This is a genomic window from Echinicola sediminis, from assembly GCF_054777495.1.
Genome location: NZ_BAAHAP010000005.1, coordinates 66489 through 92560, shown reverse-complemented (window position 1 = coordinate 92560; position 26072 = coordinate 66489). Strand labels below are relative to the sequence as shown.

Below are 26072 nucleotides of genomic sequence, written 5' to 3'. Positions count from 1 at the left end.
AATGAAGAAAGTTGTTTTAGCATACTCTGGTGGCTTGGACACCACTTTTTGCGCTATCCACCTGTCCAAGGAAAAGGGCTACGAAGTACATGCAGTCCTTGTTAACACGGGCGGGTTCAGTGAAGATGAGTTGAAAGCCACCGAGGAAAGGGCCGGTAAGTTGGGGATTGCCTCTTTTGAAGTACTGGATGTGACCCAAACCTACTATAATGAAGTGATCAAGTACTTGGTTTTCGGAAACGTATTGAAAAACCAAACCTACCCTCTTTCTGTAAGTGCCGAAAGGATCCTTCAAGCCAAGGCCCTGGCCGAGTATGCTAAAAAGATTGGTGCAAAAGCCGTGGCCCATGGCAGCACCGGTGCAGGAAACGACCAGGTTCGTTTTGACATGATCTTCCAGACCATCTTGCCGGAAGCTGAGATCATCACGCCTATCCGTGATTTAAAATTGAGCCGCGAAGCGGAGATCGAATACCTCAAGAAGCATGGCGTGGAGATGAACTTTGAAAAAGCTGCTTACTCCATCAACAAGGGCATTTGGGGAACTTCTGTGGGAGGAAAAGAAACCTTGACTTCTGGAGATACCCTACCGGAAGAGGCCTACCCTACCCAATTGACCAAAACCGAACCAGAAACCATCACCTTGAAATTTGAATCGGGTGAGTTAAAAGGTGTGAACGGTCAAAACTATGACAATCCTGTAGATGCCATTCTGAAGGTACAGGAACTGGCTGATCCTTATGCCATAGGTCGTGACATCCACGTGGGCGACACCATCATTGGAATCAAGGGCCGTGTGGGATTTGAAGCTGCTGCACCTTTGATTATCATCAAGGCACATCAGTTATTAGAGAAGCACACCCTGACCAAGTGGCAAACTTTCTGGAAAAACCAACTGTCTGAGTTCTATGGCAATCATTTGCATGAAGGCCACTACTTAGACCCTGTTATGAGGAACTTAGAGTCCTTTCTTCAGGATACCCAGACTTTTGTTTCAGGGGAAGTAAAAGTAGCCCTAAAACCTTATCAGTTCCAGTTGATCGGCATCAACTCGGAGCATGACCTGATGTCCGCCAAATTTGGCAGCTATGGAGAAATGAACAAAGGCTACACCGCTGAAGACGTCAAAGGATTCACAAAAATCCTGGGCAACCAAACGGCAATTTTCCACAAAGTGAACCAAACCTTAGAAAATGACTAAAATCAAAACGGCCGTAATTGGCGCTGCAGGATACACTGGAGGAGAGTTATTAAGAATCCTTGTAAACCATCCCCACTGCGAGCTGGTTTATATCCATAGCAACAGCCAAAAAGGCAAAAAAATAGATGAAGTACACCCAGACCTGATCGGCGATTCCGATCTGGTCTTTACCGATGAAGTAAAAACAGAAGGCCTTGACGCCGTATTTTTGGGTTTGCCCCATGGTCAGGCCAAAAGTTTTTTGGAGGAAAACAAATTCGATGACAATACCGTAATCATCGACCTGAGCACGGATTTCCGTGATGAATCCAACGGATTCCTTTACGGACTTCCTGAGGTAAATGCAGGTAAAACCAAAGGCACCAAAAGAATCGCCAATCCGGGCTGTTTTGCCACTGGCATCCAACTGGGGCTGGCACCTGCCATTGCTGCCGGCTTGGTTAAAAATGATATTCATATCACGGGCATCACAGGTAGTACGGGAGCAGGAAAAAAACCCGGGGAGACCACCCATTTCAGCCAAAGAACCCAAAACGTATCGGTTTACAAGCTTTTCACCCACCAACACCTAAAGGAAATCAAACAGACTTTTGGTCAGCTTCAGAATGGCTTTGACCAAAATCTTTTGTTTACCCCTTACAGGGGCAACTTCTCCCGAGGGATTTGGATCACGGCGTATTTCCCTTTTGAAGGTTCGCTGGAGGAAGCTTATAAGGTGTACAAAGACTTTTATGCCAATGCAGCATTTACCCTTGTCTCCGAAAAGGATATCGATCTGAAACAAGTGGTGAGCACCAACAAATGTGTGGTACACCTTAAAAAAGAAGCAGGACAACTGGTGATCTATTCAGCCATTGATAACTTGCTCAAAGGGGCATCAGGCCAAGCGGTTCAAAACTACAACCTGGCTTTTGGCTTGGATGAAAAAGAAGGACTAAGACTAAAAAGTGTCGCTTTCTAAGACAATAATTCATTGGTCAACGGCCAATCAGGATCATTTGACGGTGGTCCATTCCCCTATTCCAGCTTAACTCAAGAACATCTTAACCAAAACCATGAAACCATTTGATGTATACCCTCTGATCAATGTCACCCCGGTCAAAGCTTCAGGAGCTAAAATATGGGATGATCAGGGAACAGAATATATAGACTTATACGGCGGCCATGCCGTCATCAGTATCGGCCATAGCCATCCCCATTATACCAAACGGATTAAAGAGCAACTGGAAAACATCGCTTTTTATTCCAATTCGGTCCAAATCCCAATCCAACAGGAACTGGCCACCAAACTTGGAGAACTTTCCGGCTACCCCGACTTTGACCTTTTCCTGTGCAACTCAGGAGCTGAGGCCAATGAAAACGCGATAAAACTGGCTTCTTTTGATACAGGCAAAAAAGGATTTATAGCCTTTACCAAGGGCTTTCACGGAAGGACTTCTGGCGCCGTTGCCTTGACGGACAATCCTAAAATCATAGCTCCTTTCAATGAACATGAGCACGTACATATCCTTCCTTTCAATGATCTTGAAGCTGTGGAGCAGCAACTGGCAAAAGGAGATATCGCGGGCGTGATTGTAGAAGGCATCCAAGGTGTTGGTGGTATTCAGGTACCCAACGATGAGTTCCTTTTGGGGCTTTCAAAGCTAACCAAACAGTACGGTGCCAAACTGATCCTGGATGAAGTCCAGTCCGGATATGCGCGTACGGGCAAATTCTTCGCCCACCAATGGGTAGAAGGCTTACGTCCGGACCTGATTACTGTAGCAAAGGGAATGGGCAACGGTTTCCCAATTGGCGGAGTATTGATCAGCCCTGACTTTAAGGCTTCCCATGGCTTGCTGGGAACCACCTTTGGCGGGAACCACTTGGCTTGCTCTGCTGCACTGGCGGTACTGGAAGTCATTGACGAAGAAAACCTTATTGAAGCCGCAAAAGCAAGTGGAGAAGTATTGATCAAAGAACTGAATGCGATCGAGGGAGTGACTGAAGTAAGAGGCCGAGGTTTGATGATTGGCTTTGACCTGGAAACCGAGGCGGCTCCAGTTCGATCAGCTTTAATCCATGAGCATAAGATATTTACGGGAAGCTCAGGAGGCAAACATACGATTCGTCTGCTTCCACCGCTGAATATTGATGCAAAAACCTTAACTTTATTTATCCAAAAGTTAAAGACGGTATTGACGGCCAATAAAGTGCAGTAATCGGTCTTCATCTTATAAAATCCATAGTACCAACATTCACCTTTTCTCTAAAAAGGTGAATGTTTTGTCTTTGGCAAAACCGTTTGCGGAACAACTAAATTTATGCGATGAAACCTCCCTATCATCCTTTCATCGGTACCTTTTCGGTATTGATTTGCATAGGAAAGTTCCATCTAACCACCAGAACACTATTAATAAATGAAGTACTATACCCAATTTGAAAACAAAAGCCTCGCAGATCGACTCGTCCAAAAAGCATTGGAATACAAGCAAAACCCGCTTTTGGACAAGAGCCTGGGCGCTGGAAAGAGAATTGGACTGCTATTTTTGAACCCTAGCCTGAGGACCCGTGTCAGCACCCAAATCGCTGCTTCTAACCTGGGGATGGAAGCCATCGTGCTCAACATGGACAAAGAAGGCTGGGCCTTGGAAATGGAAGATGGTGCGGTGATGAACCAGAACAAGGTAGAACATATCAAAGATGCGGCCGGGGTTTTGGGCAGCTATTTTGATGTGCTGGCGTTGAGGGCCTTCCCTTCCCTGACCAATAAAAAAGAAGACAGTGAAGACTTCATTCTTCATCAATTCATCAAGCATAGTGGTTTACCGGTAGTAAGTTTGGAGAGTGCCATCCGCCACCCCCTGCAAAGCTTGGCCGATATGGTCACCATTGAAGAACATAAGAAAAAAGACAAACCAAAAGTGGTCTTGACCTGGGCCCCACACATCAAGGCCATCCCCCATGCAGTAGCCAATTCCTTTGCGGAATGGTCCATCGGCTGCGGCCATGATGTTACCATCACCCACCCAACGGGGTATGAACTGGATGAAAGGTTCACAAAAGGAGCCACCATCGAATACGATCAGGACAAAGCCCTCGCTGATGCGGATTTCGTTTATGTGAAAAACTGGAGCGCCTTCAATGAGTACGGCAAGATCCTTTGTACCGATGAATCCTGGATGCTGAATGAGCAAAAGCTGATCAATGCTCCCCAGGCAAAAGTAATGCATTGCCTGCCGGTAAGAAGAAATGTGGAGCTTTCGGATGAAATTTTGGATGGTGAAAGAAGTTTAGTCCAGTATCAGGCCAAAAACCGGATTTTTGCTGCTCAGGCAGCGTTGAGTGAGATTATAAAATAAACTATATAACCACTAACAACCTTTAAACCAATCATGAAAATCAGCATTGTCAAAATCGGCGGTAATGTCATTGACAACCCCGAAAAACTCCACGAGTTTTTATCCTTATTTGCCCGGCTGGAAGGAAAGAAAATCCTCATTCATGGCGGTGGAGTCATGGCTTCCAAATTCGGGGAAAGTCTTGGCATAGAAGCAAAAATGGTAGAGGGCCGGAGAATTACCGATGCCGCCACGCTGGATGTAGTGACCATGGTATATGCCGGTTTGATCAATAAAAAGATAGTAGCCAAGCTGCAACAGCTTGAGCAAAATGCCATGGGTTTTACCGGAGCGGATGGAAATCTGATCAAATCAGCCAAACGTCCTGTCAAGGACATAGATTATGGATTTGTCGGGGATGTAAAGCAGATCGATACAGAACTTTTGGATGTCTTGCTGGAAAAGGACATTGTCCCGGTTTTTTCAGCCATTACGCACGACAAAAAAGGCAATTTACTGAACACTAATGCGGATACGATCGCTTCTGAAATAGCCACTTCAATGGCCGTTAAACATACTGTAAGACTTTATTTCTGCTTTAACAAAGCAGGGGTTTTGCTTGATGAAGACAACGATGATTCTCTGGTTCCAAAAATCAATGAGGACATCTACGATGAGCTCAAAAAAGACAATGTCATCCATTCGGGCATGATCCCTAAGCTGGACAATGCCTTCGCCGCCCTGCAAAAAGGGGTCAGCAATGTTTGGCTAGGTAAAGCTGAGAACCTGATTTTGGCAGCAAAGGGGAAAAAATCGGGCACCAATATCGAAAGGCATCGCTACGATCTCTATTGATCCGATTCAAGTATATTAGGAAGATTAGATTCTGCTCATACATGCAAAAACTAAAGGAAGATGCCAAACAGCTTCTTCAGCAAATAATAGAAACACCTTCCCTAAGCCGGGAGGAAGAAAACACTGCCCAGCTGTTGGCTGATTTTCTTGTCAAAAAAGGAATAAAGGTCAACAGAAAACAGAACAATGTGTGGGCGGTCAACAGGCACTTTGATCCCAGTTTGTCCAGCATCCTGCTCAACTCACACCATGACACTGTAAAACCCAATAACGGTTATACCAAAGATCCCTATAAAGCCATTGTCGAAGATGGAAAGCTCTATGGATTGGGCAGCAATGATGCCGGAGGCTGTCTGGTCAGTTTGATCGCTGCTTTTGTACATTTTCACGATCAAGAACTCCCTTATAATTTAATATTAGCGGCTACTGCTGAGGAAGAAATCAGTGGAAAAAACGGTATTGCTTCCCTACTTGAAGACTTGCCGGAAATCCATCTTGCCATCGTGGGAGAGCCTACCCTTTTGGATGTGGCTGTCGCAGAAAAGGGACTGATGGTCATAGATGCCACCGTCAACGGAAAAGCCGGTCATGCAGCCAGAAATGAAGGCATCAACGCCCTATATGAAGCCCTGCCTGACCTGAATGTCATCAAAGATTATAAATTCAAAAGGGTATCTGATTATCTGGGAGAAAGCAAGGTATCCGCTACCATCATCCAATCAGGCTCCCAGCACAATGTGGTACCGGACAAATGTGTGTATACCTTGGATGTACGTGTAACGGACAGCTATACTCTTCAGGAAGCTTTGGATGAATTAAAGGAAGTATTGAAAGCTGATCTTCAGCCCAGATCAATGCGCCTGAATTCCTCGGCCCTGCCGAAAGACCATAAAATCTGGGAGGTAATCCATAAATTGCAGCTAAAGTGCTACGGAAGTCCTACCTTGTCCGACCAGGCATTGATCCCTTATCCTTCCATCAAAATCGGCCCCGGAGATTCAGCACGATCCCATACACCGGACGAGTTTATTTATTTGGATGAAATCGATCAGGGAATTGATAGGTATGTTGAAATTTTGAGATCATACTTTAAAATAAGTACCCGATAGTTATTAGAAATCGGTGATCAAAAAATAAAGATCACCGATCACAGAATACTATTCACACACTACAGCCTAGAGGCTCAATAACTACAAGAAAAAACCAGAGATAAATATACCATCATGAAACTTTGGCAAAAAAACACCACGAGTACCAAGGAAGTCGAGCAATTCACGATCGGCCGTGATCCGGAATTTGATATAGTACTGGCTCCCTTCGATGTACTGGGTTCATTGGCGCATGCCACCATGCTAGAAAGCATTGGCTTGCTCACCAAGGAAGAATTGGCCACGCTAAAAAAGGGGCTAAAAAAAATCTATGCAGAGATCCAGGACGGCACGTTCGAAATCGCCCCAGGAGTGGAAGATGTTCACTCCCAAGTAGAATTCTTGTTGACCGAAAGGTATGGTGATGTGGGCAAAAAACTTCACAGCGGCCGATCCCGAAATGACCAGGTGGCGGTGGACCTAAAACTTTATTATCGCGCTGAAATCCAAGAGGTCTTGGAAACAACCAAGGCACTGTTTGACCAACTGGTTAAACTGGCAGATAAACACCAAAAAGATCTGATGCCGGGCTATACCCACACCCAGTTGGCCATGCCGTCTTCTTTTGGACTTTGGTTTGGTTCATTGGCAGAATCACTCACGGAAGACCTGGAATTATGGCAGGCTGCCTATAACCTGGCCGACAGAAACCCATTGGGGTCCGCAGCCGGATACGGCTCTTCTTTCCCGCTAAACCGCTCCATGACCACAGCTTTGCTGGGCTTCAAAGAAATGCATTACAATGTCATCAATGCCCAAAATGGCCGGGGAAAAACCGAAAAAGTCATTGCCTTTGCCATGGCTGGACTTGCGGGAACCTTGAACAGACTGGCTTCGGACATGATCATTTTTATGAACCAACATTTCGGCTTTGTCAAATTTCCCGACAACCTGACCACCGGTTCGAGTATCATGCCGCACAAAAAGAATCCGGACGTATTTGAATTACTCCGTGCCAAAGCCAATCAAATCCAGAGCGGTCCCCAAAACCTGATGATGCAGATGACCAACACCACCACGGGCTATCACCGGGATTTGCAGTTATTGAAGGAAACCACGTTCCCGGATTTTGAAAAGCTCAAGGACTGTCTGCAGATAACCAAATTCATGCTGGAACATATTGAGGTGAAATCGGAGCTTTTAGACGACCAATTCTACAAACACCTATTCAGTGTGGAAGAAGTAAACCGATTGGTACTTGAAGGAATGCCCTTCAGGGATGCCTATAAAAAAGTAGGGCTGGACATTGAAAGGGATGACTTTGCCCCTGCTCACACCGTCAAACACACGCATGAAGGAAGCATTGGCCAGCTTTGTCTGGACCAGATCAAAAGGAAAATGGACTATGCACTCGCCAAATTTGACTTTGGAAAAATTGAAGCAAGCTATAAGAAGCTGCTGGAGGAATAATTTTGGAAATGAGACACAAGACGCTAGACACTGGACTTTAGAAGTCTAGTGTCTAGCTCAATACTCAATACTGACTACTAAATACTCTTTTACCATTGCCATCTTTATCAGAAATTCGTTATTTTGAATCTTAAATCATGAGCGGTGCCGTACAAAGAAAGAGAAATAGAGAAGAAATATTACTCCATAGGAGAAGTTGCCGAAAAATTCAAAGTGGCCACTTCCCTGATCCGTTATTGGGAAGGTGAATTTGACATCATCAAACCCAAGAAGGACAAAAAAGGCAACCGCAGGTTTACCAAGGAAGACATCGAAAAGATCGGCTTAATTTTTCATTTGGTAAAAGAAAAAGGCTATACCCTTCAAGGGGCTCAGGAAATCATCAAGAAAGACCAGTATGAGATTTCCGACAAAGCCAATATGGTCAACCGCCTGAAGGAGATCAGGAACTTTTTAATGGAAATTCGCAACAATATTCATGGAGAAAACCACGGATGAAGCATTACAACATACAATTGCCCTTAGCCTGATCCCAAAACTGGGGCCCTATGCCTTTAAAAACATCATCAGTTACTGTGGTTCGGCACAGCGATTTTTCAACCTTCCCAACGGCAAAGCGGCAAAAATCCCCGGCATAGGTGAAAAGCTTTTGGCAATCAGGAATAAAAAAGACACCTTTCTTAAGGAAGCTGAAAAAATCCTGGATGATTGCTTAGAGCACAGGATTAGCATTCACACTTATCAGGACAAAAGCTATCCCTCCCGTCTGAAATCCTATATCGACTCCCCTGTTTTGGTTTTTTCTAAAGGAAATGTCGAATTTAACCCTTCAAAGACCATTGGCATAGTCGGTACCAGAAACGCTTCAGCGTACGGAAAAAGCACTACCCGAAAAATCATAGAGGGACTGGCGCCCTTCAGCCCCACCGTGATCAGTGGGCTGGCCTATGGCATTGATATCACGGCACACCGGGCAGCTCTTGAATTTGACCTTCCTACTATCGCCATTCTCGGAAACAGCCTGGAAACCATTTATCCAGCAATACACAGAAATACCGTCCAAAGCATGTATGAAAAAGGTGGCCTGGTGTCCGAATATAAAATCGGCACCAAACTGAACCCCAACAACTTTCCCGCTAGGAACCGCATCATCGCGGCACTATCAGACGCCATAATTGTGGTGGAAGCAGCAAAAAAAGGAGGGGCTTTGATAACCGCTGAAATTGCTTACAGCTATAACCGGGAAGTATTTGCCGTGCCGGGCAACCTCCAAAACACCTACAGTGAAGGCTGCAACAACCTGATCCGCTCCATGAAAGCCAGTATCTACACCGGCGCCAAAGACATTCAGGAAGCCCTTTCCTGGACAAAAGCAGATGAAGAACCCCAAATAACATCTCCCCAACTGGATCTCAGCCAGTTCTCTGCATCCGAGAAAAGTATTCTTTCACTTCTTACGGAATTTAAAGAATTGGAAATCGACCAACTCAGTTGGCAAAGTCAACTTCCCGTCTCCCAACTGGCCTCACTCCTGCTCAATCTGGAATTCCAAGGTCTGGTAAAGTCTCTACCAGGCAAGAAATATACGTTGGCTTAAGAAATTGAAAGATTGGGAAATTATAGCATTGGAGAATCGGAAATAGCAACTGGTCGGAATTTGCAATTCCGACCCTCCCATAAGAACGGATACCAAATACACCTTAGCAAAATTCCTAATTACAAATGACCAATAGCTCGAACTAAAAACTTTGTGTTTCTCCACGCCTCCGTGGTTATAATGCACCACTTGAAACAACCCAAACTTCTAAAATAAATTCGTAGACTGTTCACCCAAAAACAAACCTGGCCAGTTTCATCGCCTCCCCAAACTCTTCCTTATTTATCTCCAAATCATAACCGTTCTTTTCCAGTACCTCTATCATCTTTTCTGTGGCCACATTCCCCACTAGCGCATCATTGGCCATGGGACAGCCCCCATATCCATTTATGGCCCCATCAAATCTCCTGCATCCCCCACGCAATCCTGCTTCTAGTTTTTCTGCAATGGTCTCAGGTCGGCTGTGAAAATGTGCTCCAAACTCGATTTCCGGATAAGCTTGAATACTCGCTGTAAAAAGCTCTTCTATCAACTTTGGCTCTGCCACTCCAATGGTATCAGACAGGGCGATGATTTTGATCCCGATCTCATCCAGCTTGCTCACAAATTCAGCGACGATCTCTGAGGAAAATGGCTCTCCGTAAGGATTGCCAAACCCCATACTCAGATAAGTCACCAAGGTCTTTCCTTTTACCTCACAAAGGTTCTGGATATCCTCCACCGTTTCCAACGCTTCCTTAACAGTCTTATTGGTGTTCCTTAACTGGAAGGTCTCAGAGATGGACAGTGGAAAACCTAAATAATCGATCTCCTCAAAGTGTAGGGCATCCTCGGCACCTCTTTTATTGGCCACAATGGCCAACAACTTTGATTTGGAATGAAAAAGATCCAGTAATTCCAAAAGCTCAGCGGTATCCCGCATCTGCGGCATGGCCTTAGGACTAACAAAACTCCCAAAATCCACGGTATCAAACCCCACTTCCAAAAGCTGGTTGATATAAGCTGCCTTGATAGCCGTATCGATAAACTCCTCACGGCCCTGCATGGCATCCCTTGGACATTCTATGATTTTCATGATAAATAGATCCTTTAAAAGTAATGATCGAAATTAAAGAAATTTATTGGGATTAATAATCCCATTGGACTTCTAGACATCGCAAGCCCTTATGCATATGACTAAATACTGAAGGTTGCTACACGACATTGGAATACAGCTTAAAATACGGGAATCTGAAAAAGCTAACTTGTTTAAAACCAACTCACCACAAAACCATAAACAACACAAAAACAGCCATTTAACCACCTTATTTTATTCCAAAAGTGGTTCAAAAACTGTAATTTTACAGAAGATTTGTTGACCAAAAAAGCAAAACACATCAGTGCTTTCGAGTCACATTCATTTGGAATTTTGATTACGGAGAAGCCGAAAACCGATCAGAGTAGGCCACAATAAAAAACTCTACTATGAAAAATTCAACATCAATTTTGTCCTTGTTATCAATAGGGCTATTCTTCGCTTATTCCATTACCAGTTGCGGCCAAAAAACAGAAGAGGCAAAAGAGACAGAAGAAATGGTCATGGAACCCATGTTTGATTTGAGTGCTGCCAAAATGGAAATAGAAGCCCAAAACCAGAAATTTATGGATTTCTTTTCGGCTTCTGATTCTGCAGGTTTGGCCGGGTTATATGCACAGGACGCCAAGTTTATGATGGAAGGCGCTCCGGCTATTTCTGGAAGAATGAACATCCAGTCTACGTTTTCCGGTCTGATGCAATCGGATATCACCAAGGTGGAACTTAAATTAGTCGATCTATGGGGAACGGAAGACCTTCTTGTGGAAGAGGGAGAGTACACTCTCCATGTGGGAGATACCGAAGCTGACCATGGTAAATACCTGGTGCTTTGGCAAAAAGAAGATGGAGAATGGAAACTCTTCAGGGATATATCCAATTCTAACCTATCACCTGAAGAATAAAACAGATTTTAAAAGCCTTGTATACCCCATAAAACATCATTTAGCCAGGTGTAGCGTAAAAGCTACACCTGTTATTGTTTTACGACTCCCCCGGCAAAAAATTGATCAATGGATCTTTTTGGGATAATTTTGAATTTCTGAATACCTGCAGACAATATCCCTTCAAACATCTCAATTCAATCCCTATTAGAAATCCACATTAATTTTTAATTTGCACATCATTTTGACATTGTGATAACCAAATCAGCAGCATGCAAATCAACTTTAAAAAGGAGGTCTTACCGCACCTCTTAGGGATTGTTTCTTTTTACATCTTGATCGTACTGTATTTTTCCCCAATGATTTTTGACGGAAAAATGATCTTCCAAAATGATATTCTCCAGTGGGAAGGTTCCGCTAAGGAAGTAATTGATTTCCGGGAGAACACCGGGGAAGAAGCGCTATGGACCAACAGCATGTTTGGCGGGATGCCAGCTTATTTGATCAGCACAGAATATCCAGGAGACATTTCAAGGGCGGTAATAAGTGCCTTGACACTGGGGCTTCCCCACCCCATCAACGGACTGTTTTTTGGGATGCTTAGCATGTATTTACTGCTGCTTACTTTAAAAGTCAGGCCTGAAATATCGGTCATGGGAGCTTGGGCTTTTGCCTTCAACACCTTTCACATGCTCAGTCTGGAAGCAGGTCACAATTCCAAAATATGGGCGATATGCCTTATCCCCCTCCTACTTGCAGGCATCCATATGGCCTTTGAAGGGAAAAAACTTCTGGGCTTTGCCATTACAGCTTTGGCACTGATGCTGCAAATCCGCTTCAATCACCTGCAGATCACTTATTATACCCTGATCGTTGTATTGATCTATGCGATTGGTCAGCTCATCTATTATATTAAACAAAATCGGCTCGCTGAATTTGGCAAAATTGCCGGACTCCTTATTCTCGGGGGAATCCTTGCCGTCGGGGCTAACACAAGCCGTCTGATCTCCGTGTTGGAATACGGCAAATATTCCATTAGAGGAGAAAAAACCTTGGAGGGCAGCAGCGAGAATAAGGCTGGACTGAGCAAAGATTATGCTTTTAGCTGGTCCCAAGGGAAACTGGAATCCATGACCCTCTTGATTCCCAATTTTTCCGGTGGTGCCAGCCAGGAAGACCTAGGTGAGGGCTCCCATACAGAAAAAGCCCTCCAGCAAAACGGTGTGTCTGGGGCCCAGCTCAATAACTTTATCAAAGGAGCTCCGACCTACTGGGGAGACCAACCTTTCACAGGCGGGCCGATTTACGGCAGCATCATTATGGTCTTCCTGTTTGTGATCGGAATCATCTATGCCCCAAATCGGTTCAGAAACATCTTTGTGACCATTACCGTAATTTCACTGATGCTTGCTTGGGGCAAAAACCTGGCCTGGTTCAACTTCACCCTTTTCGATACCTTGCCTGGATATAATAAATTCCGTGCAGTATCCATGGCCCTGGGCATTACTCTTTTTGCAATTCCAGTGTTGGGCTGCATCGGCTTGGAAAACCTCTTTGCAGATACCAATGAAAAGAAAAAGCTGAAAGCCCTCTTTATGGCTTTTGGACTTGTCGGTGGGCTTACCCTACTGCTCATCCTCTTCGCAGAAGCTTTTGGTTTCAAAGGTGTCGCCGATGCAAATTTCCCGGATTGGCTGGCAAAAGCACTTCGCGAAGACCGAAAGGCCATGCTTCAAAAAGATGCCTTCAGGAGCCTCGCCTTTATTGTACTTAGTGCCACAATTATCTTTCTGGCCTTGAAAGGTAAAACCAACTACCTTTATGCAAGCCTTGGCATAGCTGTTCTTGTCATCGCCGATGTTTGGACAGTGAACAAACGCTACCTCAATGACCGTTCGCTGCAAAAGAGCCCGAGTGAAAGTTATTTTGCCCCCAGCCCTGCGGACAAAAAAATAATGGAGGACAAAGGCTATTTCAGAGTACTTAACCTTCAAAACACCTTTCAAGAGGCCAGAACCAGCTACCGATTCAACAGTATCGGGGGCTATCATGGTGCCAAAATGAGAAGATATCAGGATTTGATAGACCAAGTACTGCATCCGGAGATCAGCCAGTTCATCCAGAAAGCTCAGGAAGGAGATTTTGATTTTCAGTCATTGAATGCCGTTAATATGCTCAATACCAAGTACCTGATGGCTGGCAGTGCTGAAACGGCTGTCTTTGAAAACCCTCAGGCCAATGGCCCCGCATGGTTTCCAAAAGAAATCATTCCTGTGAGTTCCAATGACGAAGAAATTAGCCTAATAGCTTCCCTTGACACCAAAGCGCAGGCCACGGTCAATACCGATGATTTTCAGGCAACTGCCGGAGAAGGGACTGCCACTTTAAAAGAGTACAGACCGAATCGACTGACCTACACCATCGATGCAAAAAAAGAAGGGCTGGTGGTATTTTCGGAAATTTACTATCCTGAAGGCTGGAAGGCCACCATCGATGGTAAAGAAGCAGATATCCTAAGGGTAAACTATCTCCTAAGAGGATTAATGGTACCTAAAGGGCAATCAGAGGTGATATTTAATTTTGAACCTATTAGCTATTATCGTGGTTCTTTTATAGCGGTATCATCCCAATATTTCATTATATTACTACTTCTCGCTGGAGCAATTTTATCCATTAAAAAACTCAGAAAAAATGGAAGAAAAGGATAAGTACATCAGTTTCTATGACCAGTTTACATCTGATCCAAAAAAAAATGAGACCAGTGTGCTGCACATGTATATCCTTGAAAAATTAATAGCGGAAGGACTAAAATCAAACCATAAAGTACTGGAGGCTGGTTGTGGTCTAGGCGAGCTGAGTCACCTTATCGCCCAAAAAGTAAAGAAAGGAAAAGTAATAGGAGTCGATCCCAATGAAGAAACGATAGCCAAAGCTTCTAAACTATGGGAAGGGCAAAAAAATCTGAGCTTTATAAAAGCCGTGATGAAAGCGTATGACAATAAAGAGGAAACTTTTGATTTTTTTATTCTTTCTGAAATCCTGCAACAAATATCTTCTGATAAGCATTTTCGCTTATTTGAAGCAGTCAAAAGACATTCCCATAAGGACTCTGTTGTATTTATCAATTTGCCCACTCCTGGCTTCTTGCAATGGAAAGCCCAAAACGACCCTGAAAGCCTGCAGTATATTGAACCTATGATCAATATCGGTGGACTGGTGGAAAGCCTTACGGCAAACGGCTTCTATCTGGAGAAGGCACTGTCCTACAATGTTTTTTATGAAGAAAATGATTTTCAGTACCTTATCTTCAAACCGATAAGTAAAATCCAAGCTCCCACTCCTAAAAATAAATGGAACTTGATGAAAGACAGGTTCTTCAACAATCCCCTTAACTTGTTTTAACCCAATATTCCCCTTATGTTAGATTACTGTGTGATTGTACCAGCGCACAATGAGGAAAAGTTTTTGCCGGGCATGCTGGATTCCCTGATGAAACAGAGCCACCTTCCTTCTCAAGTAGTTTTGGTAAACGACAATTCCACTGACCAGACAGCGTCAATTATTGATAAATATTGCGAAAAGTATCCCGTTTTTAAAAAAGTCAATACTTCAGCAAACCACGCAAGGCTTCCAGGAAGTAAAGTGGTTGCCGCTTTTCAATTAGGATTAAAGGAAGTCGATAGGCCCTTTGATTTTATGGTAAAACTTGACGCAGACCTCATACTTCCCGAAAACTATTTTCAATCCATCGCCGCTTGCTTTGAAAATGACCCCAAAGTAGGAATTGCGGGAGGCTTTGCTTATGAAGAGGAAAATGGTGAATGGAAACTGCACCATACCATGAACAAGGACCATGTAAGGGGAGCCTTCAAAAGCTACGTCAAAGACTGTTTTGAAAAAATGGGAGGACTGAGAAGTACCATGGGCTGGGACACTGTGGATGAACTTTTGGCAAGGTATCATGGCTATAAGGTGGTCACCTTGGAACAGTTGAAGGTAAAACACCTTCGGCCTACCGCCAGCTCTTATTCACAGAGAGCCAAATACATGCAGGGAGAAGCCATGTACAGAATGAGGTACGATATTGGGATTGCCCTACTCACCATGATTAAGGTCAGTTGGAAGCAAGGTAAAATATCCTATCTCAAGGATAGCTTTATCGGATACTTAAAATCCCATTTTAATGGAACAACACGTGCTGTCACTGCTCCCGAAGGGAAATTTATCAGACAGTATCGCTGGAAAAACATCTTTCAGAAGTTAAGCGGTAAATAAAGCTATTTTTCCTATGTTTGGAATCTTAAAAGCCAGGGGATTATCCAACTAATATGACTAACCCAATCATTGAGCAACTAGCAAGAGCACAGCAAAAAAGTATCCTTCCCAATGAAAACTGGAGGCGTGAAAAAAGTGATGGCCTGCAGTATCTCCGCTATCGTATCTTCCGCCCATTGATCAAAGGTGTTTTTTATACTTTCCGATGGTGGAACAAGCCGACCCCTTGGTTTGCTCCCTCTGCAGTAAATTTCCTAAAAAGCTGGCTGAACAAAGAGATGATCGGATTGGAATTTGGCAGTGGCGCCAGTTCCAAGTTTTTTGCGCAGAAAATCAAAAAATTGGTCAGTGTGGAACACCATAAGGGCTGGTATGACCATGTTTCACAATGGTTTGCAGAAAACAAACTGGACAATATAGACTATCGGTTCATTGCTGAAAAGCCTAATTTCCAACCCAAGCATCTCCCCCACTTCTTTGAGACCTTAGGCTTAAAAGAATCAGATTATCGATTCAAAAAACAGTTCTGGGATTACTTCCATGTGGCCGATGAATTCCCCGAGGAATACTTTGACTTTATTCTGGTGGACGGCAGGGCAAGGGTAGCTTGCCTGCTCAACTCACTTTCCAAGCTTAAATCAGGTGGATTGATGATCTTGGACAATTCTGATCGCCCCAGTTACCAGCTTGCATTCACAGTTTTAAAGGACTGGGAAAGCTATACCTGTACCACAGGACTTTCTGACACCACCTTTTGGATCAAACCTTAATCAATGGGGATCATTAGGAAACAGTCATCCCAAACTACCCTCATTGCTTATGCCGGCATCCTGATTGGCTTTGTGGGCTCTGCATTGCTGCGCCCTAAAATCCTGTCGGAGGGGGAAATAGGCCTGCTTCAATTGGTGCTGAACACCACCGCCCTTTTTGCCTCTATTTTCACTTTGGGCACCAACCTTACCACCCTGAAAATGATCCCCGAGTTCAAGGACAAGTTGGAAAAGAAAAGGAGCTTTATCACCTTTTCCCTGCTGGTCGGACTAGTGGGAACAATATTGGCCGTTCCTGCTTTCCTCCTGTCCAAAGCCTTTATTTTCCAAACCCACGATGGCGGTTTTGAAGGCTTCAATTACAATATCCCCTTCTATACTGGAATTTTGGTGGTAATTGGGTTTCGGGTATTCCAGCATATCCTGGACGCCTATCTCCGCACCAACCATCAGCCCTTACCGGGTGTTTTTGCCGACAGCATTATACAAAAGTTCTTGCCCATCCTTGCCCTGATACTTTATTATTTCCAATGGATCGACTTTCAGGAGCTTATCTATTTTAATCTGGCCATCTTCATTCTTCCTGTGTTGATTTCCTTTATCATGCTCAAAAGAGCAAACACCTTTACGCTAGGAAAGCCAGGGCCATTTACCCCTGATGAAAAAAAGACAATAGCGGGCATTTCCACCTCAGGAGTTCTGGAAATACTCAGTGGCGGTTTGATCCTATACATTGACGCTTATATGGTCCAGTGGCTGATGGGGGAAGATGCTGTGGGGATTTATACCACCTTGTTCTTTTTTGGCGTGGTCATCAGTGTTCCTGCCAAGGCCATCCGCCGAGTGTCCATCGTAACGATTTCTGAGTCCATGGCCCAACGGGACTATACTAACATCCAATCAATCTATAAAAAGAGCAGCCAGACCTTATTGGTTGTCGGTGGCCTCCTGTTTTTGGGGATCTGGTGCAACCGCTACAGTGTGGGGGAATATTTGGGGGAAAGCTATGCAGCAGCCATTCCCGTTTTGCTTTTTATCGCCCTTGCCCAGTTGGTGGACTGCATTACTTCCGTCAATTATCAAATCATTGCCGTGTCCAAACACTATTACTACAACCTCTTTATAGGCTTTCTCACACTGGCTCTGCTGATCATTTCCAACTACCTCTTGATTCCTGAAATGGGTGTGGCCGGCGCTGCTTTGGCCTCGCTGATCAGTATGACCTTGATCAATGGGATGAGGTATTTCTTCCTCAGGAAAAAATACCAATTGAGTCCGTTTTCCCCGGAAAACCTCAAAACCATTCTGATTATTGGTGGAGTGCTGTTTTTGGTAGATTGGATTTCTAACCTTGACAATATCTACCTTAACCTTGTCTTTAAAGGTACCTTGGTACTGGTCCTTTATTTACCTGCCGTTTATTTCACCAAATGCTCCACAGACTTCAATATGGTCGTCGATAAATACCTAAAAAAGCTTGTCTAAAAAACTAACAGAATAAAATGGTGGGCCTCCGGGGCTTTCTCTCCCTAAACTTGAAGTGACTTTCTTCTAAACTCAGGTTAATTAATAAAGAAATCCAGGTTTAATGCCAGGACCTTTCTACTGGATAACTTACTCAAACCATCTCGCCTTGTAAACCTTCATATCCGGAAAGGCAATTTTCTTGTCAGGCCAATAAAAAGTAACATGATGTGTCCACCAGCTTTTTTCAGGGATGGTGAGGATAAACTGCCCCGAATGATGTTCCCCAAGACTCTTGATGTTCTCTGCATCCCGGATCTTTTCCACCTTTCTAAATTCCTCTGATTCCAATTCAAATAGCCAGGCTCCTGTATGTTCTGTTAAAAACAATTTCTTCCCATCGGCGGAAAGCTGAAGATCATGGCCTCCTTCTCCAGGGATTTTCCATTCTTTTTTGAGTCGGAGCTGATTCTCTGCAGGCATGTCGTATTCTCTCAACACATCATAACCTAAGGCGAAAAGGGAATTCCTTGCCTCAAGCCAAACCAAACCATGGGCAGAATATAAGCTATCCTCAAATAAGACCTCCTCGTTCTTTTGAATATCGAAAAGCATGATCTTATTTCCGGAACTATGTGTAGAGGCAGCCGCAACCAATCTATTCCCAGGCAAGACCTCCACTGAATGCGCATTGGGCACAGATGCATAAAACAATACATTTCTCTCCTTAGCATCCAAAAGGGCTATGCCACCGGAAGATGAGGAAACCAACAATTGCTCTCCGCCCTTTATTGGCTTGCAATCATCCATGGTATTGAATTTATTGTTTCTGTATTCTTCAGGTAAATCAAGCGCCTGCCGTGCATCCCAGGCCCATAGAGTATGAAACTCATTTTCAACGGACTGCTCATAATCTACCAATAAAACTTTGCTATCACCGCAAACCAAAAAAGACTTCGTCTCCTTTGTAAGGCTACAAGAAGAAAACAATACAATAACAAGCAGTTGAAAGATATAAGGTTTCATACACAGACTTTTGCCTACATAATTACTAAAATTTTACGGATTTCTGCAATTCGAATCAACTATTGAAATTTAAAATTCCGCCAATATATATAAAAGGATCAAAACTTAAATCCCGCAAATCACCCGATCATTGTTTAAAAAAACTTCTGATCCCTTCACAAACCTGCCTTACCTCACTTTCCCCTAAATAAGGGTGGAGCGGCAAAGAAAGCGTCGTGCGTGCTATTTCATTGGCCATAGGAAAATCACCCCGCCCCTCAAAAGCCATGGTGGCCGGCACTGAGCTAGGATAGTGTATGGCAGTACCGATTCCCTTTTCGGCCAGATAGGATTTGAGCTTATCCCTCTCTTCCAACCGAATAGTAAAAAGGTGCCTATTATGATCTGCTTTAAGGATTCCCTCAGGGACCCTGATCCCTTTTAGATGCTGCAGCTGTTCCATGTATAGGCCAGCTAATTTTTTCCTTTTTTCCTGCCAAAGCTTAAAATATGGCCACTTAACATTGAGAAAGGCTGCTTGCAGCGTATCTATTCTGCTGTTTCTTCCGATGAGCTGATGCTCATCACGGCAAACCTGGCCGTGATTTAACAATAGGCGCAGTCTATGCGCATAGTGGTCATTCTCTGTCGCCAACATACCCGCCTCTCCCAAGGCTCCTAAATTCTTTGTGGGATAAAAACTAAAACAGCCAATATCCCCCCAAGCACCTGCAGGTTTACCTTTTTGGGTGGCCCCAAAAGCTTGGGCTGTATCCTCCACCACAAAGAGTCCATAGGCTTTTGCCAAATTCATCAGCGGGCTCATATCCACCATCTGACCATATAAATGTACCGGAATAACCGCTTTGGTTTGGGCTCCGATGATTTTTGGAAGACTTTGGACATCCATCAATCCCCTATCATCCACATCACAAAACACTGCTTTGGCTCCCGTAAGGTGAACAGCTTCCGCTGTGGAGACCCATGTAAGGGCAGGAACTATAACTTCATCATCTGGACCGATCCCCAAAGCCCTCAATGCCAATTCCAGCGCATCTGAGCCATTTGCGCAGGCAATCGCATGTGGTATCTGCAAACTATTCCGCATGGCATCTTCCAATACCTCCACTTCCCTTCCGCCAGAAAAAAGCCCCTGATCAACTACCTGAGCAAATTTCATCTTCAGGTCGTCAGCCAGATCCTGATGCATGGCTTGAAGGTTAAGAAACGGTATCATCATTGAATTCATCAAGTATTTTAGCCAATTTTTTGGTTAATGATTTTCTTTCAAACTGTTGCACTTCAATTGGAAGGGTGCTGCTTTTAGGAGAATTCGACACAAGTGCCAAGAAGTCTTTCATTCCTTTGGTATCATTTTCTGCTAAAACCTTCCCTGCGCTGGTTTGCCCAATAATCGCTGCAGCATCCCCCTGAGGATCACCTATTCCGATGATCTTTTTCCCTGTTGACAGATACTCAAAAAGTTTCCCAGGTATATTTCCTTTAGAATAGCTTCCCTTGGGGAGTATAAGAAGTAAAGCAGAAGCCCTTTGATAATAGTCGAATACCTTCCGATGGCTTACATAGCCTATCAGCTCAGTATGTTCCTTTAGCCAGCTATCTTGCTGAATGAATTCTCTGACCTCCTCACTGACTTGTCCTACAAAAGTCAGTTTGGCCTTCACCCCACTCTCAACAAACAACTCCTTAAAAGCCTCTATAAAAGGAAGGGGGCTTTGAAAAACATTGATCACGCCAGTATGGACTACCTCAAAAGTGTCGTCATTTTTTGATTTGTCATTTAACAGCACACCTAAATCCTCCGCATCATATCCGTTGGTTATTAAGTCGACCTTTCTTTTTCCCTTCTTCGAAAAATTGGCCACAAAAGAAGGGGTGACGCTGATCACCCTATCTGCCTCACTTAGGACAGATACTTCCATGTTTTTGTGCCTCTTTTTTATAAACGGAGTCATCGGTAAGGCATCCAAGAACCCCCACCCCGTCCAAGGATCTCTAAAATCAGCAATCCAGGGCAATCCTGTTTTCCGCTTTAGGTTCCTTCCTATCAAATGGATGCTATGGGGTGGCCCTGTGGTGATCACTGCATCAATCTGATTTCGAGCCGTAAAATCCATCAGGTAGTCCACTGCAGGTTTTACCCAAAACACCCTGGGATCGGGTACTAATAGGTTGGCCCGTAGCCAAATGATCAGCTTATCAAACCACCCTTTTTTCTTCTTTTCCAAAATTTTGAAGGGGTCAGCCGAAGAGCTCTTGCTGTGTTTTTTAAAAGACCTAAAAAGCCCATACGGTTCCCAAATCGGGAATTTGATCACTTCCAGATTCTTGGAGATTTCTTGGAGCATCGATTTATCCTGCAGCTCAAAATCGGGATTTTCCGGAGTAAATATCACTGGTTCCCAGCCATTTTCGGGAAGGTATTTCGCAAATTTTAACCAACGCTGTACGCCCGATCCAGCACTGGGTGGCCAATAATAGGTGATGATCAAAACCTTTTTGGTGCTTTTCATGCAGCAAAGATAGGATTTTCGCTCCAAGGTTGGAACGGGTAAAAGTTGAAAGGTTCGTAAGTGAAAAACGGCAAGGTACTATTCTCTGGATAATATCATCCTCACCCCAGCAGGCAATCTCCGATAACGGATCACCGAACATGGATCAACTATTTCAGATCATTGACTGCTTTTTTCTGAGGATTTTTGCTGAATCAAGCTTCTGTACTTTTCCAATATTAGGGCATGCATTTTCTTTCGATCATATTTCTGGCGAACCTCCCTGTAAAGATTATCTGCCAAAACCTGCATGGATTCCCTCTTTACAAATGCAAACTCCAAGGCATCTTTAAGGATCGATACGTTTTTTACGGGAAACACCAGACCTGTTTTCTTGTTTTGTACAATGTCCGAATTCCCTATAATATCGGAACAGATCACAGGTACCTGCATGGCTCCAGCTTCCAACAGCACATTGGGAAAGCCTTCCCTGTGTGAAGCATGTACCAGCACATCCGAAATGGCCAGGTAATGTTCCACATGATCCGACCAGCTGACTTGAACGATTCTTGGGTGGTCTTCGATTTTTCTTAGCACATCCTCATCAATAGGATTCAGGTCCTGTTCGAAGTCACCCAGTAGCACCAGTTTAGATTGATTTACAATCTTAGACTTCAAAAAAGCCTCCACCAGCTCTTGGATCCCCTTGTCCTTGACCAACCTTCCTATGGCAAGAATGATAAAATCATTCTCTCCGGGCATCACGCGCATGGTAGCTGCTACCAGATGGTTCTCTTTAAGGTTGTCACGGTTAAATCTTTCCAGGTCCACACCATTGGAGGAACCGTGCCCCAATACTTCCACCTTGTTGGAACCCACCAACTTCTCCTTTACGATAAAATCCTTAAGGGAATCCGCATTGGGCCAGACATGGGTGGCAAAATCAAAAGTCCACTTTTCAGCTTTTTCCAGTAGCTTACGGGTGTTGTCCTTAGTCACCACATAGGGCAATCCCGCCACAGTGTGTATGCGCGTTTTGACCCCGGCAAATTTTGCGGCCATCATGCCCAACAAACCTGCCTTAGGGGTATGGGTATGTACAATATCCGGCTGTTCCTTTTTAAAAAATTGGTAAAGTTTCCACAGACATAAAAGATCGTGCAAAGGGGTGATTTTTCTGGTAAAAGGCACCATAAAATGCTCACAGCCCTCTTTTCTTCTGATTTCATTGATTTCTTTTCCGTCCGCACTTACCATCTGTACCTCCCATCCGGCCGCTTTCATGTATTTCATTTGGCCTGAGAGCAATAATTTTAGGGAAATGGGTACAGTGGTTATCCGTATCAGTTTTGGCATGAACTCTTGCTTTAAAAACACAAATATATACCTAAAAAATGAAGGTATACAGGTCTTTGGCGAATTATAAATACAGTGAAATGCACATCATCAAATATGACACCAAAAAACAAAAACCAATAAAAAAGGTTGACAGGCGATAACACCCTGTCAACCACTTTATTTATAGACCTGCCGCATCGAACAGGACTTCTATAGGATGGAGCGCTTTACGCCCAGTTCCATCAGCAATCTGATGCCTGCAGCTGGTTCCCGGGGCGGCCACTATCGTTTCCGATTCGGCTTTTCTCACCGCAGGAAACAGTACCAGCTCCCCTACCTTCATACTGACCTCATAATGCTCCTCTTCATAACCAAAGGACCCGGCCATGCCACAACAGCCCGAAGGAATGGTCTCCAAAGTATAGTTCTCAGGAAGCCTCAATAGTTGCTGGGTAAACTGCACAGAAGAAAGTGACTTTTGATGGCAATGGCCATGCAGCAGCACTTTTTTACTGGCCTTGGTAAACTGGTCAGCGGTGATATTACCCCTCATGGCCTCTTTGGCCAAAAACTCGTCAACCATCATGCTGTTCTGCTTGAGTTTTTTGGCATCCCCCACCAGATCTTTATCTACCAATCTAGGGTATTCGTCTTTGAAGCTCAGAATGGCCGAAGGCTCCACGCCTACCAGAGGTTCATCCAAGCTAACAATATCCTTAAAAAGCCTTACATTTTTATTGGCAAGCACCTTAGCCCTGTCCAATAGGCCTTTGGAAATGGCCCCTCTACCACTTTCAGGATGGTCATTCAGCTTGACCTCATAGCCCAAATAGCGTAACAGCTTGATTGCCTTCACCCCTATCTCGGTGTCATTGAAATTGGTGAATTCATCACAGAAGAAATTGACAGTGCCCACCTTTTTCACGGGCTCAGGCAATTTACTATAGTTCTTTTTATACCAATTCCTAAGATTGACCTTTGCTATGGTAGGCAAGCTCCTTTGTTCGGCTACCCCCAGGAATTTCTTCATCATGGACCCCGTGGATTTATTGGTCATGAAGAAATTGGTGAGCCCAGGGACTAGGCTTCCCAGTTCATTGAGATTATTAATATAGGCAAAAGCTTTGCTGCGCAAAGGCACTCCATGTGTCTTATGGTACTGATGGAGAAACTCAGCCTTTAAGCTGGCCATGTCCACATTCGATGGGCATTCTGAAGTACAGCCTTTACAGGAAAGGCATAGATCCATCACCTCTTTGATCTCTGGGTGGTCAAATGGATTAGGCTGGTTGTTTTTGGTCAAAAACTCCCTTAGCGTATTGGCCCTGCCCCTAGTGGTGTCTTTCTCATTTTTAGTGGCCATATAGCTCGGACACATGGTTCCGCCCGAAACAGGCAGCTTCCGGCAATCTCCTGAACCGTTGCATTTTTCGGCAGCCCTTAAAATCCCCCCCACATGGCCAAAATCCATGGTGGTTTCTATTTCAGGAGTAGCCATATCCGGCTCATAGCGCAAGAAGCTGGTCATCGGCGCAGTATCCACAATCTTCCCTGGATTGAAGACATTATTGGGATCCCAGGCCTTTTTAATCCTTCGGAAAAGCTGGTAGTTCTCTTCCCCGACCATGATCGGAATAAAGGCAGCACGTACCCTTCCATCACCATGCTCCCCACTCAATGAACCATCGTATTTTTTGACCAGTTTGGCTACCGCTTCGGTAATTTTATAGAATTCCTCCACATCCTTGGACTTTTTTAGGTCAAGGATAGGTCGAAGGTGTATTTCTCCGGCTCCCGCATGGGCATAGTGAACGGGTTTTTGTCCAAAGCCCTTCATGATTTCACCAAATTCATCAATAAAATCAGCCAGATCATCCAGGTCTACCGCCGTATCCTCTATACAGGCCACCGCTTTTTCATCTCCGGGGATATTTGCCAGAAGTCCCAGTCCGGCACTTCTCAGCGCCCATACATTATTGGTCCGCTCCCCCGTGATGATCGGATAAGCATATCCCAGACCTGCGGTCTTCATGCCTTCGATCATTTTTTGGGCTTGTCCCAAAGCTTCTTCCTCTGTCTGCCCTCTGAATTCGATCATCAAAATCCCCTCTGGGTCACCTTCAACAAAATAACGGTTCTTGCTTTGCTCGATATTTTCTTTGGTGCAGTCCAGAATAATCTTATCCATCAGCTCACAGGCTGTAGGATGATATTTCATGGCCAACTGCGTGGCCTTCATACTTTCATGAATGGTATTAAAATGGGCAGCGACCACCACATCCTTGGGCGCTGGCAGGGGATCCAAATGGATCTTGATCTCAGTAGTAAAGGCCAACGTCCCCTCAGAGCCACAAAGTAGCTTGCAGAAATCAAAGGCCGGTTTTCCCTCGGTAAAAACTTCTGACTCCAACAAATAATCCACCGCATAGCCGGTATTCCTCCTTTGGATGGAAGGTTTGGGAAACTGCTTTCTGATATTGTCTTGATTTTCGGGATTGCCCAATTCCTCAAAGATCATCTGATAAACGGCCCCTTCAAGATTTTTCTGGGACTTTTTCTGCTCAAATTCCTCCTTGGATACCCGGCCGAAAGTGGCTTCCGAGCCATCACTTAAAAGCGTCTTAATTTCTAAGGTATGTTCTCTGGTCGAGCCATAAATGATGGAAGTAGTCCCACAGGAATTGTTTCCCACCATTCCCCCGATCATCGCCCGGTTGGCCGTAGAGGTCACCGGACTAAAAAAGTATCCGTGGGGTTTTAAAAAGGCATTCAGCTCATCCCGGACCACACCCGGTTGTACACGCACCCACCCTTCTTCTTTATTGAATTCCAAAATCCGGGTAAAATACTTGGAGACATCCACCACAATGCCGTCCCCAACACATTGCCCGGCCAAGGAGGTTCCGGCTGTTCGAGGAATAAGGGACGTATTATGCGTTCGCGCAAACCCGATGAGTTTTTTAATATCTTCTTTGGTCTTTGGCAGTGCCACCGCCAAAGGTAACTCCCTATACACAGAGGCATCTGTGGCATAAAGGGTTCTCATTAACTGATTGTAATGCAAATCACCTTCTAATTCTTCGGCCAACTTCGCCAAAAAAGGTGACAAATTCTCTGGTTTATTAGACATGCCATAAAATTAAAACAGTTAGCGGAACAAATAAATAATAAAACAAAATATCTATTGAAAAAACTTCAGTCACTCAATCTCATCGGTCAA

The 26072-nt window shown here is 44.4% G+C and carries 21 protein-coding genes; 15 read left to right on the top strand and 6 right to left on the bottom strand.

Annotated elements, in window-relative coordinates:
* Position 1 precedes the first annotated feature (1 nt).
* The 9 genes from argG to dprA all read left to right on the top strand — a co-directional run bounded on the left by argG (position 2) and on the right by dprA (position 9531).
* Positions 2-1201: an argininosuccinate synthase gene (gene argG, locus ACYVAA_RS02510; RefSeq protein WP_460538460.1), complete on the top strand. Its 1200-nt coding sequence runs from the start codon at positions 2-4 to the stop codon at positions 1199-1201.
* The gene (gene argC / locus ACYVAA_RS02505) at positions 1194-2162 is read left to right on the top strand and encodes an N-acetyl-gamma-glutamyl-phosphate reductase (protein ID WP_460538459.1); all 969 of its coding nucleotides are present in this window, start codon (positions 1194-1196) and stop codon (positions 2160-2162) included. The genes argG and argC overlap by 8 nt, the downstream gene beginning before the upstream one ends.
* Positions 2163-2256: 94 nt before the next feature.
* Entirely contained in the window at positions 2257-3402 is a 1146-nt protein-coding gene (locus ACYVAA_RS02500) for an aspartate aminotransferase family protein (protein WP_460538458.1), read from the top strand.
* Between the two features lie 198 nt (positions 3403-3600).
* The gene (locus ACYVAA_RS02495; protein ID WP_460538457.1) at positions 3601-4542 is read left to right on the top strand and encodes a Rossmann-fold NAD(P)-binding domain-containing protein; all 942 of its coding nucleotides are present in this window, start codon (positions 3601-3603) and stop codon (positions 4540-4542) included.
* A gap of 33 nt (positions 4543-4575) precedes the next feature.
* A complete protein-coding gene (gene argB, locus ACYVAA_RS02490; protein ID WP_460538455.1) occupies positions 4576-5376 on the top strand; it encodes an acetylglutamate kinase in 801 nt (266 codons plus the stop codon).
* Between the two features lie 41 nt (positions 5377-5417).
* Complete coding sequence (locus ACYVAA_RS02485; protein WP_460538453.1) at positions 5418-6485, top strand: M20 family metallo-hydrolase; 1068 nt, start codon at positions 5418-5420, stop codon at positions 6483-6485.
* 114 nt (positions 6486-6599) lie between these two features.
* Positions 6600-7934: an argininosuccinate lyase gene (argH, locus tag ACYVAA_RS02480; protein WP_460538452.1), complete on the top strand. Its 1335-nt coding sequence runs from the start codon at positions 6600-6602 to the stop codon at positions 7932-7934.
* 144 nt (positions 7935-8078) lie between these two features.
* Entirely contained in the window at positions 8079-8432 is a 354-nt protein-coding gene (locus tag ACYVAA_RS02475) for a MerR family transcriptional regulator (RefSeq protein WP_460538451.1), read from the top strand.
* Positions 8413-9531 carry a DNA-processing protein DprA gene (gene dprA / locus ACYVAA_RS02470; RefSeq protein ID WP_460538450.1) on the top strand — a complete coding sequence of 373 codons (1119 nt, stop codon included), beginning with the start codon at positions 8413-8415 and terminating at the stop codon, positions 9529-9531. Before ACYVAA_RS02475 ends, dprA begins: the two co-directional genes overlap by 20 nt.
* Before the next feature lie 229 nt (positions 9532-9760).
* Here the strand turns inward: dprA and ACYVAA_RS02465 are convergent, their stop codons facing one another.
* Positions 9761-10606, bottom strand: coding sequence for a hydroxymethylglutaryl-CoA lyase (locus tag ACYVAA_RS02465; protein ID WP_460538449.1), 846 nt, complete (start codon positions 10604-10606; stop codon positions 9761-9763).
* Positions 10607-10995: 389 nt separating this feature from the next.
* Here ACYVAA_RS02465 and ACYVAA_RS02460 point away from each other — a divergent pair, with 389 nt between their 5' ends.
* The 6 genes from ACYVAA_RS02460 to ACYVAA_RS02435 all read left to right on the top strand — a co-directional run bounded on the left by ACYVAA_RS02460 (position 10996) and on the right by ACYVAA_RS02435 (position 18017).
* Positions 10996-11508, top strand: coding sequence for a YybH family protein (locus ACYVAA_RS02460; RefSeq protein ID WP_460538448.1), 513 nt, complete (start codon positions 10996-10998; stop codon positions 11506-11508).
* A 251-nt stretch (positions 11509-11759) separates the two neighbouring features.
* A complete protein-coding gene (locus tag ACYVAA_RS02455; RefSeq protein ID WP_460538447.1) occupies positions 11760-14195 on the top strand; it encodes a YfhO family protein in 2436 nt (811 codons plus the stop codon).
* Positions 14179-14889: a class I SAM-dependent methyltransferase gene (locus ACYVAA_RS02450; RefSeq protein WP_460538445.1), complete on the top strand. Its 711-nt coding sequence runs from the start codon at positions 14179-14181 to the stop codon at positions 14887-14889. Before ACYVAA_RS02455 ends, ACYVAA_RS02450 begins: the two co-directional genes overlap by 17 nt.
* Positions 14890-14904: 15 nt before the next feature.
* Complete coding sequence (locus ACYVAA_RS02445; RefSeq protein WP_460538444.1) at positions 14905-15762, top strand: glycosyltransferase family 2 protein; 858 nt, start codon at positions 14905-14907, stop codon at positions 15760-15762.
* A 53-nt stretch (positions 15763-15815) separates the two neighbouring features.
* Positions 15816-16532, top strand: a complete 717-nt coding sequence (locus ACYVAA_RS02440) for a class I SAM-dependent methyltransferase (RefSeq protein WP_460538443.1) — start codon at positions 15816-15818, stop codon at positions 16530-16532.
* A gap of 3 nt (positions 16533-16535) precedes the next feature.
* Positions 16536-18017 carry a lipopolysaccharide biosynthesis protein gene (locus ACYVAA_RS02435; RefSeq protein WP_460538442.1) on the top strand — a complete coding sequence of 494 codons (1482 nt, stop codon included), beginning with the start codon at positions 16536-16538 and terminating at the stop codon, positions 18015-18017.
* A 129-nt stretch (positions 18018-18146) separates the two neighbouring features.
* Here the strand turns inward: ACYVAA_RS02435 and ACYVAA_RS02430 are convergent, their stop codons facing one another.
* The 5 genes from ACYVAA_RS02430 to ACYVAA_RS02410 form a co-directional block, all read right to left on the bottom strand.
* Entirely contained in the window at positions 18147-19022 is an 876-nt protein-coding gene (locus ACYVAA_RS02430) for a DUF6528 family protein (RefSeq protein ID WP_460538441.1), read from the bottom strand.
* Positions 19023-19149: 127 nt separating this feature from the next.
* Positions 19150-20241, bottom strand: a complete 1092-nt coding sequence (locus tag ACYVAA_RS02425; protein WP_460538440.1) for a DegT/DnrJ/EryC1/StrS family aminotransferase — start codon at positions 20239-20241, stop codon at positions 19150-19152.
* Positions 20222-21535, bottom strand: coding sequence for a glycosyltransferase family 4 protein (locus tag ACYVAA_RS02420; RefSeq protein WP_460538439.1), 1314 nt, complete (start codon positions 21533-21535; stop codon positions 20222-20224). The genes ACYVAA_RS02425 and ACYVAA_RS02420 overlap by 20 nt, the downstream gene beginning before the upstream one ends.
* 159 nt (positions 21536-21694) lie before the next feature.
* Positions 21695-22870 (bottom strand): glycosyltransferase family 4 protein, encoded by a 1176-nt coding sequence (locus ACYVAA_RS02415; RefSeq protein ID WP_460538438.1) that lies wholly within the window; start codon positions 22868-22870, stop codon positions 21695-21697.
* A 163-nt stretch (positions 22871-23033) separates the two neighbouring features.
* Positions 23034-25982 carry an FAD-binding and (Fe-S)-binding domain-containing protein gene (locus ACYVAA_RS02410; RefSeq protein WP_460538436.1) on the bottom strand — a complete coding sequence of 983 codons (2949 nt, stop codon included), beginning with the start codon at positions 25980-25982 and terminating at the stop codon, positions 23034-23036.
* Positions 25983-26072: the final 90 nt, after the last annotated feature.